The organism is Pseudomonas rhizoryzae, from assembly GCF_005250615.1.
Taxonomy (GTDB): Bacteria; Pseudomonadota; Gammaproteobacteria; order Pseudomonadales; family Pseudomonadaceae; genus Chryseomonas; species Chryseomonas rhizoryzae.
This window is the reverse complement of record NZ_SULM01000003.1, coordinates 207,461-222,036: the sequence shown is the minus strand read 5'-3', so window position 1 is coordinate 222,036 and position 14,576 is coordinate 207,461. Positions and strand designations below refer to the sequence as shown.

Below are 14,576 nucleotides of genomic sequence, written 5' to 3'. Positions count from 1 at the left end.
ATGGGCGTTATCGACGGATGAGATAGAGATTTTTTATTGCCTGGTGTGTGAATTTTAGCCTAGGCTAAATTCTCCAAAGGATAGTCCTATCCAGCTGCACGAGCCCGCCATGAAAGAATCCGCCCACTACGTCGAGCCTGCCTGGCAGGAGCCCGCGGCCCCCGTCCGGCCCAGTCTGGGGCGGATGAATGCCAGTGTGCCGGTGCCCAAGGATGGCTCCTGGTTCCGTCGCCTGCTGGCCTTCCTCGGGCCGGGCTACATGATCTCGGTGGGCTATATGGACCCGGGCAACTGGGCCACGGACCTGGCCGGCGGCTCGCAATTCGGCTATCTGCTGTTGTCGGTGATCCTGCTGTCGAATCTGATGGCCATCCTGCTGCAGGCACTGGCCGCGCGGCTGGGCATCGCCACCGGGTTGGACCTGGCCCAGGCGTGCCGGGCGCGCTATTCGCGGCCGGTGAGCTTTCTGCTGTGGATCGCCTGCGAAATCGCGATCATCGCCTGCGATCTGGCCGAGGTGATCGGTACCGCCATCGCCCTCAACCTGCTGTTCGGTATCCCCTTGATGTGGGGCGCCATCCTCACCGCGCTGGACGTCTTTCTCATCCTGCTGCTGATGAATCGGGGGTTCCGCTGGCTGGAAGCCTTCGTCATCGCCCTGTTGACGCTGATCTTCGTCTGCTTCGGGGTACAGATGGTGCTGGCGCAGCCGCCCATCGCCGCCGTGCTGGATGGCTTCCTGCCCAAGGCGGAGATCGTCACCAATCCGGCGGCGCTGTACCTGGCCATCGGCATCATCGGGGCCACGGTGATGCCGCATAACCTCTACCTGCATTCGTCCATCGTGCAGACCCGCGCCTATCCCCGCACCGAGGAAGGGCGGCGCATGGGGCTGCGCTGGGCGGTGGCCGACAGCACCCTGGCGCTGATGCTGGCGCTGTTCGTCAACGCCGCCATCCTCATCACCGCGGCGGCGGTGTTCCACAGCGCCGGGCGTACCGATGTGGCCGAGATCCAGGATGCCTACCACCTGCTGTCGCCGATGCTGGGGGTGGGTATCGCGTCCTTGCTGTTCGCCGTGGCGCTGCTGGCCTCGGGCATCAACTCCACCGTGACCGCCACCCTGGCCGGGCAGATCGTCATGGAAGGCTTCCTGTCGCTGCGCATTCCCGACTGGGCGCGGCGACTGATCACCCGGGGCATCGCCGTCGTGCCGGTGGTGGTGGTGACCGGTTTCTACGGCGAAAGCGGCACGGCCAAGTTGCTGGTGCTGAGCCAGGTGGTGCTGTCCATGCAACTGCCCTTCGCGGTGATTCCGCTGGTGCGCTTCGTCTCCGATCGCCAGCTGATGGGCTCTTTTGTCATCGGTCGAGTCACGGCAGTCCTGGCCTGGGCCGTGGCCGGAGTGATCGTGGTGCTTAACGTGAAACTGCTGATGGATACCCTGCTGGGTAACTGAAAAAAACCAGGCGCAAAGCTCTGGCATGGTGATTCGGGAACTTGGGGCAGCGAGACGGAATCAATCCGTTACCACAATAAGTTCTCGCTAATCCCCTGACGGAGCACTTGCCATGTCCTACGACAACCACACCTCTGCCGCCTACGTTGCCCCTGGCACCGCCACCGCGCCGCTGCTCAAGCGCATTTCCTGGAGTTCGATCATCGCCGGGGTGGTGATCGCCCTGACCGTGTCGCTGCTGCTCAGCCTGCTCGGCACCGCCATCGGCTCGGCCTCCATCGATCCGCAACAGGAAGCCAATCCGCTGTCCGGTCTGGGCACCGGTACCGGTATCTGGGTCGGTGTCAGCGCCGTCATCTCGGTGTTCGTCGGTGCTTGGATCGCCGGTCGCCTGGCGCAGCGCGAAGGCGCCCTGCACGGCATCCTGGTCTGGGCCAGTGTGACCCTGGTCAGCGTTTACCTGGTATCCAGCGCCGTGAGCAGCGTAGTGCGCACCGGTCTCAACGTGGCGGGCAGTGGCCTGTCGATGATCGGCAGCGGCATTTCCCAGGCCGCGCCGGCGCTGACCAATCAGGTCCAGGACCAGCTGCGTCAGCAGGGCATCCAGTTCGACCTGAGCGATCTGCAGAACGAGCTGGAAACCGCGCTGCGCCAGACCGGCAAGCCCGCGCTGCAGCCGGAGAATCTGAAGCAGCAGGCCCAGGGCGCCGAGCAGGATGCCAAGAACACCGCCGAGAACAGCGCCAACAATCCGCAGCAGGCCGATGATCAGCTGAGCGCGCTGCTGGATCGTCTCAAGCAGCGTGGCGACCAAGCCTGGAACGCCGCCGACCGTCAGGCGCTGGTCAACCTGATCAAGGCCCGTACCGGCAAGAGCGACGCCGAGGCCAATGCCATCGTCGACAAGGCTCAGCAGACCTATCAGCAGGCCTATGCCAAGTACCAGGAGCTCAAGGCCCAGGCCGAGCAGAAGGCCCGTGAAGCCGCTGACGTAGCCGCGCGCAAGGTCTCCCAGGCTAGCTGGGTACTGTTGATCAGCCTGATCGTCGGCGGTGTGGTCGGTGCCATCGGTGGTGCCCTGGGTCGTCGTACCCAGCCGGCCAACAAGGTGGTCGCCGTCTAACCGAGCTGTTCAGCAAGGCTGAAAGATCGACGCGAGGCCCGAACCGGAAGGTTCGGGCCTCGTTGTTTGTGAGAAGCCGGTTAGTCGTCCAGGCGCAATGCCCGCGCGAGCAGGCTCTGGCACAGTTGGCTATCGGGGCGCTGGGCGCGAAACAGCGTCCGATAGACCAAGGGGGCGACCAGGCCGTCCAGCAAGACCTCCAGGCTGGGCGCCGGCTCGCCGCGCGCCTGGGCGCGTTCGAGCATGAGTTCCAGGCGCTCCCGGGTCGGTTCGGTGCAGCGTACCGCGCAACCGGGATCGGTGGCCGCCAGGGCGTCCCTGAGCATGGCCTGGCCGGGTGTCGAGGCCAGGTCGTCGACATAGTGTTCGAGCCAACGTTCGAGATCGCCTCTCAGGCTGCCGGTATCCTCCGGCGGCTGGTCCGGGAGCAGGCGCTGCAACTCGACGTCGGCCAGCAGACTGGGCAGGTTGCCCCAGCGGCGGTAGAGCGTGGAGGGGGTGACCCCGGCGCGCGCGGCGATCAGGGGGACGGTCAGGGAGTCACGCGGCTGTTCCTGCAACAGTGCCAGGACGGCGTCGTGGATGGCTTGCTGGACGCGGGCGCTACGGCCGCCGGGACGGGCTTGCTTGGTGGTCATGCCAACAGGATACCCGCCCGTTAACGCAAACGCATTGCTTTTGCTGCTGGAAAGGCTCAGGCTTTAAAGCAATTAATTAGCTTTAAGGTAAAGGCCATGACTTTAGCGACAGCCTCCTCCGGGGCACGCCTGACCCTGCTCGGTGCCTTGCTCCTCAGCTTTCTGGCCGCCTCCAGTGCGCCGACGCCACTCTATGCCAGCTACCAGCACGCCTGGGGTTTCTCGACCTTCTGGCTGACCTGGGTGTTCGCGGTCTATGCCTTCACCCTACTGGCCGCCCTGCTGGTGGGTGGGCGGCTGTCCGACCACCTGGGCCGCCGTCCGGTGATCCTGGGGGCCTTGGTGCTGGAAGCCGGGTCGATGCTGTTGTTCCACCAGGCGCAGGGCCTGGCGGATCTGGTGGTCGCCCGGGCCGTACAGGGGCTGGCGACCGGGATCGCCACCAGTGCCTTGGGCGCCGCCTTGCTCGACGTGGATCGCGAGCGCGGGCCCTGGCTGAACAGCTTGGCGCCACTGCTGGGCATGGCCGTCGGTGCGCTGGGTTGTGGCCTGCTGGTGGAATTCGCCCCCGCGCCACTGCAACTGGTCTATCGGTTGTTCCTGGCGTTCTTCGTGGTGCAGGGACTGTTGCTGTTGCGGCTACCCGACACCCTGGCGCGGCGGCCCGGATTGCTCGCCGCCTTGCGTCCGCAACTGGCGGTCCCGCCCCAGGCGCGGGCCATGCTGTGGCGGGTGTTGCCGCTGGAGCTGGCGGTCTGGGCGGTGGGTGGTTTCTATCTGTCGCTGATGCCGGGACTGATCAAGGCGGCCACCGGCAGCTCCTCGATCCTGGTCGGCGGCGGGGTGGTGGCCGGCCTGACCCTGACCGGCGCCGCCTGTCTGCATGGCCTGCGGCTCTGGCCGGCGCCACGCTTGCTGCGCCTCGGCGCGTTCACCCTGGTCCTTGGCCCGGCGCTGCTCTGGCTGGCCGTGGTGAGTGGTCAACTCGGGCTGTTCGCCCTGGGCACCCTGGTGACCGGCGTCGGCTTTGGCAGTGGCTTTCTAGGTGCCACCCGCAGCCTGTTGCCCCTGGCCGAACCGGATCAGCGCGCCGGCCTGCTGGCGGCCTTCTATGTCCTGAGCTACCTGGCGTTTTGCGTACCGGCCCTGGCGGTCAGCGCCCTGGTGCCCTGGCTGGGACTCAAGGGCGCCGCTCAGCTGTACCTGGCCGGGTTGATCCTGTTGGCGCTGCTGGGGCTGCGCAATAGCCAGCCCCGCGCCTGCGTCCAGCCAGGTTAAAGGCGGATATCGGCCGGGCCGAAAATGGCTCGTTCGACTGGCGTGCCGGTGGCGCGTTCCTCGTTGGAGAAACCGTCGTAGTCGGCTAGCGTGCCGAAGTCGATGCCGGTCAGTTGCTCGATGCTCAGCACGCTGCACTGGTAGGTGCGCAGGCGGCCGAAGGCGATGGACAGCTCGTCCAGCTCGCGGCGCTGATCGATCAGATAGGCGCTGGCGGAGGGTTTGCCGTCGTCGCCGAGAAAGGCCACCACCTTCCAGAAGGCTTCGGGAATCCGGGCGTCGCGATAGACCAGGTCGTCGGCGCGCAGCACCGGTCCGCTGAAGACGGTCACCCGCGCCTGCCAGCGCTGGGTGTTGTCGAGGATGTAGCCCTCCAGCTCCAGCCAGGTCTTCTGGTTGAAGGCGGCCATCTGCGGCGCACAGTTGGTGAAGTGGAAGGTATCCCGGTTGGCCTGGGCGGCGGCGGGGCCCCAGTTGGGGTCCTGGCGGCGCACCAGGTGGCCGCGATCGAGCAGGTTGTCGGCGTAGAGCGCCTCGCCCAACTGGGCCTCCAGCGGCACCCGACCATCGTAGGCCCAGGCATCGCGGCTGCGCGGCACCTCCACCGCCTGGCCGCCGTCGATGTTGACGCCCACCCAGAGCGCCATCCGCCGGCTACTCGACAGGGTCACGGAAAAATGGGTGTAGTCGAGGCGATCCGCGGAGCCGGGCAGGGGATAGACGTCGCTGGCGAGGGCAGCGCTTGGCGTGGGCCAGGGCACCTGGAAGTCGCCAAGGAAGTCGGCGTCATAGCCCTGGCGATCCGCCAAGTCGGCAGCGGGGGTGATTCTTGGACCGCCGCGCAGTCCGCTGGCCGCGTCGTGCACCAGCGGACGCAGATCGGCGAGGCGGGGGCGATAGGCGAGATCGACGACGAAAGGCTGAGCGGACATGAGCACTCCCTGGAGGTGAGCCTGAAGTCTCAGCGCAGCATAGCGGCATTGCCAAATGATGACAGTCGTCATTCAAGTTGCGGATAAAAGCTGGCAAACTCATTCGCTACCTAACGATTTTGGCCCTGAAAATCCTTGAGTGAGATGCCCATGACGCTAGCGCTGTTTTCCCCGTTCGCCCGCCCGCGGGCCTGGCTGCTGACCATGCCTGGTTTGCTCCTCACCGGCGCTGCCCTGGCCAGTCAGCAGTCCGACGCCAAGGGCTTCGTCGAGGACGGCGACCTGACCCTGCTGCTGCGCAACTACTATTACCTGCGCCAGAACGAGGGCGACGGCCACGGTGCCGAACCGCGCAACAGCCGTGATCCGCGTAGCTGGACCCAGGCCTTCCTGCTCAACTACACCTCGGGCTTCACCCAGGGCACCGTCGGCGTCGGCGTGGATGCCTTCGGCTATCTGGGGCTCAAGCTGGACGGCGGCAATGGCCACGCCAATACGCCCAACCTGCCGGTGGACAGCGACGGCAGCCAGCGTAACGAATTCAGCCGGGGCGGAGCGGCGGTCAAGCTGCGCGTTTCCAACACCGTACTCAAGTACGGCGACCAGCAACCCACCGCGCCGGTGCTGGCAGCGGGTGGCAACTGGCTGTTTCCCCAGACCGCCCGCGGCTGGAGCCTGGTGAGCCAGGAGGTCGATCATCTGCTGCTGGAAGGCGGCCATTTCACCGCCGGCACGGCACCCCGCCTGACCGGTTCGGACGGCGGCATCTACGCCGGCTATGCCGGGGTCGAGACCTCTTCCGCCAGCTATGCCGGGGGCGTCTACAAATTCAGCGATCACTTCAGTACCTCGCTCTATGCCGGGCACTTCGAAGACGTCTGGGACCAGTACTACGGCAACCTCAACTACGTGCTGCCGCTGGCCGCCGAGCAGAGTCTGACCTTCGACGGCAACCTCTACCGCACCCTGGATGCCGGCAGCGCCAAGGCCGGCAGCATCGACAACACCGCCTGGTCGCTGGCCGCCGCCTTCAAGACCGGTGCCCATACCTTCACCCTGATCCACCAGCGCGTGCACGGCGACGAACCCTTCGACTACGCCGTCTTCGGCGCGCCGGTGCCGGGTTCCTTCGGTGATTCCATCCTGCTCGGCAACTCCATGCAGTTCTCCGACTTCAACGGTCCGGGCGAACGCAGCTGGCAGGCCCGCTACGACCTGGACCTGGAAAGCTACGGCGTGCCGGGTTTGAGCCTGATGGTGCGCCATACCCGCGGCAGCGGCATCGACGGCACCCATCTGCCCGCTGATTCGGCCTACGCCGGTCTCTATGGCGATGGCGAGAAGGAACACGAGACTGATCTGGAAGCCAAGTACGTCCTGCAGAACGGCCCGGCCAAGAACCTCAGCTTCCGCCTACGCCAAGCCTGGCATTCCGGCAGCCAGAGCACCGGCGGCACCGTGGCCGAGACGCGGCTGATCACCGAGTATCCGTTGAATATTCTCTGATGCTGGGCAGGTTGGGCTGAGCGTAGCGAAGCCCAACGTTGCCAAGCTCATGCCCGGTTTGTTGGGCTTCGGCGATAAAGCCGCCTCAACCCAACCTACGCCACTGGGCTTTGTAGGTTGGGTTGAGCGTTAGCGAAGCCCAACAGTCCATTGGCCATCGGCATATCCGGGAATGCCCTCACCCCAACCCTCTCCCAAGGGGAGAGGGGGCAGTTCGGTGTGATCGGGCGCCGTGTAGGTTGGGTTGAGCGCAGCGAAGCCCAACACCCCTCACCTCAGGCCTCCGCCCGCGAGGCCTCCAGCAGCTTCTCGATCTCCCCATGCAGCCGCTCGGTCGCCCCCGCGCGATCAATCCACCACTCGGTGGACCAGACGCGCAGCAGTGTCCAGCCGAGGCCCTGGAGTATGGCGCTGCGGGTCTTGTCGCGGTCGCGGGCGGTGGCGGCGCTGTGGTAGGTGGCGCCGTCGCATTCGATGCCGACCAGGTAGTCGCCTGGGCGGTCGGGGTGGACGATGCCCAGGTCGATGCGGAAACGCGATACGCCGATCTGCGGCACCACCTGCCAGCCCTTGGCCTGCAGCGCCTGGGCCACGGCTTCCTCGAAGGGCGAATCGTGGCCGCCCAGGGAGCCTTTGACCGCGGCGGCCAGGGCCTGGGGGCCGCGCTGGGCAAATTCCAGGAACAGCTTGAGATCGCGCACCGCGCGGGCATTGGTGCGGTTGAGGTCGATCAGCCCCGGATCGAAGGAGGAGAACACCAGCATCTCCCGCCGCGCGCGAGTCACGGCGACGTTTAGCCGGCGCCAGCCGCCGTCCTTGTTCAGCGGGCCGAAGTTCATCGACATGCTGTTGGCACCCGGTTCGGTGGGACCGAAGCCGATGCCAAGCATGATCAGGTCGCGCTCGTCGCCCTGCACCGTTTCCAGGTTCTTCACCACCACTGGCTCGGGCAGGTCCTCGGCGAAGTGCGCCTCGATCTCCGGGTGCTGCTGGCGCGCCCGGTCGAGCAGGTCGGTGACCAGCCGCTGCTGTTCGCTGTTGAGGGTGATGATGCCCAGGCTGAGCCCGGCGAAGGCCGGATCGAGCAGGCGCTTGACCGCCTCGGCGACCATGGCCTGGGCCTCCAGGGCATTGTGACGCCCCTTGCCCTTGGCGTAGACGCCCTCCACCCGCCGCCATTCCACCGCGCTCGGACGGATCTCCGGGGCGGGGAAGGTGATCAGCTTGCCGTCATAGTAGTGATGGTTGGAGAAGGCGATCAGGCTCTCGTGGCGACTACGGTAGTGCCAGTTGAGGCTGTGGCTGTAGATGCCGGCGCCCAGGCATTCGTCGAGGATGCTTTCCAGGTCCTCGGCGGTGTCGTCCTCGCCGGCGGCGCGGTCGAAGAAACGGGTCGGCGGCATCTGCCGGGGGTCGCCGGCGATCACCACCTGCACGCCGCGGGCGATGGCGCCCACCGCGTCCCAGGGCGCGATCTGCGAGGCTTCGTCGAAGATCACCAGGTCGAACAGACCGCCATCCGGCGGCAGGTACTGGGCGATGGACAGCGGACTCATCAGCATGCAGGGCGCCAACCGCGCCAGGGCATCGCCCATTTCCAGGGCCAGCTGGCGCAGTGGCTTGTGCCGGCGCTGCTTCTGCAATTCGTGCTTGAGCACGGCGAAGCCGCCACCCTGGCGGGCCGCATCGTTCTTCGGCGGCAGCTCGCCGCAGAGACGGGCGCGGATATGGCGTACGGCGAGCTGCTGCAGGCGGTCGTCGAGTCGGCGATAGGCCTGGATGTCACTCTCATGCTCGGCGGGGACGAAGTCGCGCAGCAAGGGCTCGGCGTCCAGGGCGGTGGCGGCAAACCAGCGCGCATAGGCAGTCTCGAAGACGGCCGCGAGGTCCTCGGTGGAGCCGAGCGTGAGCCGGGAAATCAGCGGCACGAGGCCCAGGGCCTCCGCCTCTTCGCGGACGCGCTGCCAGTCGCACCAGGCCTTGAGTCGGCCGGGCTGGCGCAAGAGGGTCGCGGCGGTGCGCACCAGGTCGGCAGCCGGGGTGTCCTCCGCCAATCCCGCCTGCTCGGCGAAGGCCTGGCGGGCGGCTTCGGCCGCCGCGAGGGCCTGGGCGAAGGCATGGCTGGCCGGGGCCAGGGTGGTGTCTTCCGGCTGGTCCTCGGGATGCTGCAAGCGGCGCGCCGCGGCCTGGCGCAGGGCCAGCAACTGCTCCGGGGTGTCCGCCAGGGTCGGCAGGGCCGCGTTGAGTTTTTCCGCCAGGGCACGGCGGGCGAGCAGGGCGTCGAGCTCGCTGCCCACCCCCTGCCAGCCGGCGATGCCGGAGAGCGTCGGCGCCAGGTCGTCCAGTTCGGTGACCAGGGTGCGCTGGCGACGCAGCCGCGGCAGGTCGGCGGCCACGTCGGGCTGGCCCTGGGTTTCGCCCTGGCGGGCGAGGTCCTGGGTGACCTGGCGCTGGGCGCGGGTGGCGAAGATCCAGAAGCGCTGGCCGGCGGCGTCCCAGGCGCCCTCCAACTGGGTGAGGGCGATGCGGCGACAGGCTTCGGCGGCATAGGGCACCGACAGCTCGCGCTCCAGGGCCTGGTAGTCCCGCAGCAGCTCCAGGGCGCGGCCGAACTGGCGCTGGCGCTCCCCGGCACCGGGGCCGAAGGCGAACCCCAGGTCCTGGCCAGCGGCGCTCTGCAGCAACTCGGCGAAATCCAGCAGGCGCCTGGGCGCCACCTGGTCGGCCAGCGGCAGGCCGAGTACGTCACGCAGGTTCTGTCGCGCCTGCTGCAGGGCTTGCTGGGTCTCGCGCAGCCGTTCGGCGGTACCGACCAGTCCATCCTGCCAGGCGTTGGACCAGGGGTGCGCCGGCAAGAGGGCGAAATCCGCCGCCAGGCTGCGTCCGGTCTCGGCGTGCAGCGCCAGGCGGCGCACGGCAGTGCGCAGCTCGGCCAGGGCTTCGGCGTCATGGGCGTCGGCATTGGGCCAGGCCAGGCGCGGGGTGTCGGGGGCGGCATCGCGCAGCACGCGGCCGATGCTCTGTTGCAGGGTCAGGCCATTGGGCCAGCGGCGATGCAGGCGCTCGACCACGGCATTGAGGCGATCGCGCAGGCGCTCCACCTCGGCGGCCTCGGCCAGCCATTCCTCTTCGTCGAGACCGTCGCGGGTGTCCCAGGCGCGCTCCAGTTGCTTGAGCACCTCGGCCTTGGACGCCTTGCTGGAATGCAGCTCCAGGCAGAATTCGCCCAGGCCCTGGGCTTCCAGGCGGCGATAGACCACGTCCAGCGCCGCGCGCTTCTCGGCGACGAACAGCACCCGGCGGCCGAGCGCCAGGTTGTGGGCGATCGTGTTGGCGATGGTCTGGGACTTGCCGGTGCCGGGCGGGCCGTCGAGCACGAAGTCCTGGCCACCGGCCGAGGCTAGTACCGCGGCCAGCTGCGAGGAATCCGCCGGTAGCGGGGTGAAGAGTTCGGCCGGGGTGACCTGGCGATCCAGCTCGCGTTCGCGGGGAAAGCTGCCGCCACTGAGATAGGCCCCGGACTCCGTGGTGCGCTCCAGCAAGTGGCGCACCAGCGGGCTTTCCATGAGCTGGTCGCTGCGCTCGGTGAGGTCCTTCCACATCAGGTACTTGGCGAAGGAGAACTGGCCGAGCAGCAAGTCGCCGCTGACCTCGAAACCGGGCAAGTCGCGCACCGCACGGCGCACTTTATTCCACACCCCGTTCACGTCGATGCCGTTGCCATCGCCGGGCAGTGGGCCGTCGAGTCCGGGGATGTCCAGGTCGAAGTCGTGACGCAAGAGCTCCAGCAGGGTCAGGTTGAAGCGCGGTTCGTCCTCGAACAGGTGCAGGGTGATGCCGCTGGCGGCGCTCTGGCGTTCCAGACGCACCGGCAGCAGGATCAGCGGCGCCCGGTAGTGCTTGGGATCGTCGGCCGCCTTCTTCCAGCGCAGGAAGCCCAGCGCCAGGTAGAGGGTATTGGCGCCGCCTTCGTCGAGATCGCTGCGCGCGCGGCGATAGAGTTCCACCAGCGCCGCGTCCAGCTTGGTCGCGTCCAGCGGGGCGACCACCTCGCCACGGCCCAGGGCGCCGCGGGCGTATTCGTCCTGCAGATTCTCGTGTTCGCGGGCCTCGTGCAGTACGGCGTCGCGTCCACTCACCGCCAGGTCCGGCAGCGGCACCAGGCGCAGCGCCCGGCCCTCGGCCAGGCGATCTTCCAAGGCGGCCGGCTCGGGGCAGAGCAGGGGCACGCTGCGGGCATTGTCCGGCACGTGCAGCAGGCGATTGCGGGTGGTGAGGTCGAGCAGCTTGCGCTGCCACAGCGCCAGGCGGCCGACCGGAGTGGTGGGCGCCGCCTCGACGTCCACGTCGAAGGCCGGCAGCGGCGGGGCTTCTTCCAGGGCTTCGCCTGGCAGCAGCAGGCCGTCCGCTGTGGCAGCGAGTTGGCCGGGCACCGCCAGTGGGCGGATGCGTTGCAGCCGGGCGCGGCGGATGTCCAGGGCCAGCACGAAGGTCTCGTCGTCCAACTGGCGCTCGGCCAATTGCACCGCCTGGCTGAAGGAGGGCGGCGGCGAGGCGGTGGCCTGGGTGGTCTCGAACACCAGCAGGTCCTTGAGCGCCACCCGCTTGCGCACCGGTTCGGCCTCGTCGGTGAGCAGCTGGGCGAATTCCTGGGGCTGCAGCCAGACGCCGGCGAAGGCATGGCCGCGGGTGATGACCAGCAGCGGATTGAGCCCCGCCTGTTCCAGCGCCGCGCAGGCGAGCAGGGCGAGATCCAGACAGGTGGCCAGGCCGCCGTCGAGAATGGCGCCGGGGGTGCGGATCTTCTGGCCCTGGCGCTCGAAGCTGGCCGGCGGCACCGCATAGGTCAGCTGCAGGCCGCACAGCGCCGACCAGAGCGCCGAACTCAGCTCCCAGACGCGACGCCGCGAACCGCCTTCATAGCCATCCAGCGCCGTGGGCTTGCCGGCGCGGCGCAGCACCTCGGCCGCCGCGCCCAGCAGCCGATCCACCGCCGGGTCGTTGGGCATGACGAAGGCCGCCGCCAGTTCCGGCATGCTGTCCACGCCGCCCCACTGGTTGCGCGCCAGCAACTCGACCGGATAGCGCCGCGTCCGCAGGATCGTCTCGCCCTGGCGCACGGTGAAGGTCAGCTGGGCGACCAGGCTTTCCTGCAGGCTGCCGAGCAGGGCGGCGTCGAATTCGAGGTCGCGATCATCGAGATAGAGGGTGCCCTGGGGATCGAGGCGCTCCAGGTGCCAGGTACGCGGCACCACGAAAGCGGGCTCCGCCGTCACCGTCAGGCTGAGGTCGGCCAGGGGGTCGGCGCCACTGTGGGTGAGGCGCAATTCACGCAGCACGGGCACCGCGTTCTGGTGCGCCGCGAAACCGATCTTGCCGGCCAGCACCAGTTCGACATCCACGCTCATCGCCTACCACCCTTGCTTATTGCCTAAGGTAGATGAATGTACAGTAGTGGGCCTGTCGATGCAGCCCATAGCCGGCCTGGGCAAGCGGAAAAAGTCCTTTGGTGACGGGTGGTTGCGTGGTTTGAGCGATAGGTCGCGGTTCAGGCCACCGCGGTCGGGAAGACCAGGCTGAAATGAATGCCCCGCGCGTCCTGCTCGACCTCGGCGCGGCCGCCGTGCAGGCGCATGATGGCGGCGACGATGGCCAGGCCCAGGCCGTTGGAATCATGGGGCTGATGGCGCGAGGGATCGGCGCGGTAGAAACGGTCGAACAGCCGCTGCAGGTGCTCCGGTGCCAGGCTGGGACCGGCATTGCTGACGCGGATGCGCCCGCCGTCCGCCTGCAGGCGGATCTCGCCGTCCGGCTCGGCATAGCGGATGGCATTGGCCACCAGGTTGCTCAGGGCGCGGCGCAAGAGCAGCGGATCGGCGACCACCTGGCCGCTGCCGGCGACGACGATCCTCAGGCCGCGCTCGTCGGCCGGGCCTTCGAAGTAGTCGGCGATGCGGGCCAGTTCCTCGGCCAGCGCCAATGGTTGGGGCGCGAGTACCGCCTGGGCGTCGTCGGCGCGGGCCAGGAAGAGGATGCTCTCCACCAGCCGCGAGATGCGTTCCAGCTCCTCCAGGTTGGATTCCAGCAGCGTCTGGTATTCCTCGGTGCCGCGCACCTGACGCAGGGCGACCTCGGTGTGGCCCATGAGGGCATTGATCGGGGTGCGAATCTCGTGGGCGAGGTCGGCGGAGAATTGCACCAGCCGGCCATAGCCGTCGGCCAGTCGCGCCAGCATGGCGTTGTAGTTCTCCACCAGGGGCTGCAACTCGCGCGGCGCATCGGCCAGCTCCAGGGGGGCGGCCAGGCGGGTCGGGGTGATGCCGCCGGCATGCCGGGCGATGCGCCGCAACGGTGCCAGCCCGCGACGCAGCAGCAGATAGCCGAGCCCGGCGGTAGCCAGGAAGGCCAGGGTCACGGCGCCGATCAAGCCCAGACGGAAATCAGCCAGGGTGGTGTCTTCGTTGCGCAGCACATGGGCGGCGGTGAGTTCCACCGGGCCTTCGGGGGTGTTCACCGCGACCCGGGCGGCGCGCCAGCGGGTGCCGTCGGCCAGTTGGCCTTCGCGCAGATCGGCGCGGGTCGGCCGCCGAGTCTGGGGAATGACGGGGAGGTCGGGAAGGGCGATCTGCAGCGGATTGGAGGCGATCACCGGCTTGGCGCCCGGCGCGCCGATGAGAAAGACGTCCTGCTCGTTGCCCAGCATGTTGGCGAACAGCTGCGGACTGTGGCCCAGCGTCTCCAGCGACAGATCGGTACTGAGCAGGCTGCGAAAATGCGCCAGGCGACCGAGCAGGGCGTAGTCGGCGCGCTCCAGCACGGTACGTTCCAGACTGTGGTAGAGAAAGGCGCCCGCACCGCCCACGGCCAGCAGCGCCACCAGGGCGAAACCCAGGGTGGCGCGCAGGATCAGCGAGGGCGCCCTGGCGCTCACGGCCGAACCTCGCAGACGTAGCCGATACCGCGCACCGTGTGGATCAGCTTGACCGGGTAGGGGTTGTCGACCTTGGCCCGCAGCCGCTTGATGGCCACGTCCACCACGTTGGTATCGCTGTCGAAGTTCATGTCCCAGACCTCGGCGGCGATCAGGGTGCGCGACAGCACTTCGCCTTCGCGGCGCAGCAGCAGGTGCAGCAGGGCGAATTCCTTGTTGGTCAGGACGATGAGCTCGTCGCCGCGGGTCACCCGCCGGCGCAGGAGGTCCAGTTGCAGATCGGCCAGGTGGAAGTGCTCGGGTTCGCGCACCACGCCGCGGCGCAGCAGGGTGCGGATGCGCAGCAGCAACTCGACGAAGGAGAAGGGTTTGACCAGGTAGTCGTCGGCGCCCAGCTCCAGGCCGCGGATGCGATCCTGCAGGCCGTCGCGGGCGGTGAGGAAGAGCACCGGCACGTCGAGCTTCTTGCGCAGCACTTCCATGATCTGCCAGCCGTCGATGCCGGGCAGCATGACGTCGAGGATGACCAGGTCGTAGCGGCCGTCGAGGGCCAGGTGCAGGCCGTCGGCACCGTGCTGGGTCCAGTCGACCGTGTAGCCGGATTCGCCGAGGCCCTTCTTCAGGTACTCGCCGGTCTTCTGGTCGTCTTCGATGAGGAGGATGTGCATGGCGTCATGGTAGGGCTTTGGTTGTCGGATAGGGGTGACAT

9 protein-coding genes are annotated in these 14,576 nt (G+C 67.8%); 4 read left to right on the top strand and 5 right to left on the bottom strand.

All coding sequences use genetic code 11. From position 1 onward, the window contains the following. Positions 1-109 precede the first annotated feature (109 nt). Both FAZ11_RS05635 and FAZ11_RS05630 read left to right on the top strand, forming a co-directional pair. Positions 110-1,459 carry an Nramp family divalent metal transporter gene (locus FAZ11_RS05635; protein ID WP_058777522.1) on the top strand — a complete coding sequence of 450 codons (1,350 nt, stop codon included), beginning with the start codon at positions 110-112 and terminating at the stop codon, positions 1,457-1,459. 112 nt (positions 1,460-1,571) lie between these two features. Further along, the gene (locus tag FAZ11_RS05630; RefSeq protein ID WP_058761829.1) at positions 1,572-2,582 is read left to right on the top strand and encodes a hypothetical protein; all 1,011 of its coding nucleotides are present in this window, start codon (positions 1,572-1,574) and stop codon (positions 2,580-2,582) included. An 80-nt stretch (positions 2,583-2,662) separates the two neighbouring features. On the opposite strand, the gene FAZ11_RS05625 is transcribed toward FAZ11_RS05630, so the two are convergent. After that, entirely contained in the window at positions 2,663-3,220 is a 558-nt protein-coding gene (locus FAZ11_RS05625) for a TetR/AcrR family transcriptional regulator (protein ID WP_058761828.1), read from the bottom strand. A 96-nt stretch (positions 3,221-3,316) separates the two neighbouring features. Here FAZ11_RS05625 and FAZ11_RS05620 point away from each other — a divergent pair, with 96 nt between their 5' ends. Beyond that, a complete protein-coding gene (locus FAZ11_RS05620) occupies positions 3,317-4,498 on the top strand; it encodes an MFS transporter (protein WP_058777521.1) in 1,182 nt (393 codons plus the stop codon). Here the strand turns inward: FAZ11_RS05620 and FAZ11_RS05615 are convergent. Continuing rightward, positions 4,495-5,430 (bottom strand): DNA/RNA non-specific endonuclease, encoded by a 936-nt coding sequence (locus FAZ11_RS05615; protein ID WP_058777520.1) that lies wholly within the window; start codon positions 5,428-5,430, stop codon positions 4,495-4,497. The genes FAZ11_RS05620 and FAZ11_RS05615 overlap by 4 nt on opposite strands. A 150-nt stretch (positions 5,431-5,580) precedes the next feature. Here FAZ11_RS05615 and FAZ11_RS05610 point away from each other — a divergent pair, with 150 nt between their 5' ends. Next, complete coding sequence (locus FAZ11_RS05610; RefSeq protein WP_137279164.1) at positions 5,581-6,936, top strand: OprD family porin; 1,356 nt, start codon at positions 5,581-5,583, stop codon at positions 6,934-6,936. 275 nt (positions 6,937-7,211) lie between these two features. Here FAZ11_RS05610 and FAZ11_RS05605 read toward each other — a convergent pair whose 3' ends face one another. From FAZ11_RS05605 to FAZ11_RS05595, 3 genes are all read right to left on the bottom strand, one after another. Then, positions 7,212-12,344, bottom strand: a complete 5,133-nt coding sequence (locus FAZ11_RS05605) for a DUF4011 domain-containing protein (RefSeq protein ID WP_137279165.1) — start codon at positions 12,342-12,344, stop codon at positions 7,212-7,214. A gap of 140 nt (positions 12,345-12,484) precedes the next feature. Next, a complete protein-coding gene (locus tag FAZ11_RS05600; protein ID WP_137279166.1) occupies positions 12,485-13,867 on the bottom strand; it encodes a heavy metal sensor histidine kinase in 1,383 nt (460 codons plus the stop codon). Next, positions 13,864-14,535, bottom strand: coding sequence for a heavy metal response regulator transcription factor (locus tag FAZ11_RS05595; RefSeq protein WP_058768628.1), 672 nt, complete (start codon positions 14,533-14,535; stop codon positions 13,864-13,866). The genes FAZ11_RS05600 and FAZ11_RS05595 overlap by 4 nt, the downstream gene beginning before the upstream one ends. Positions 14,536-14,576 lie beyond the last annotated feature (41 nt).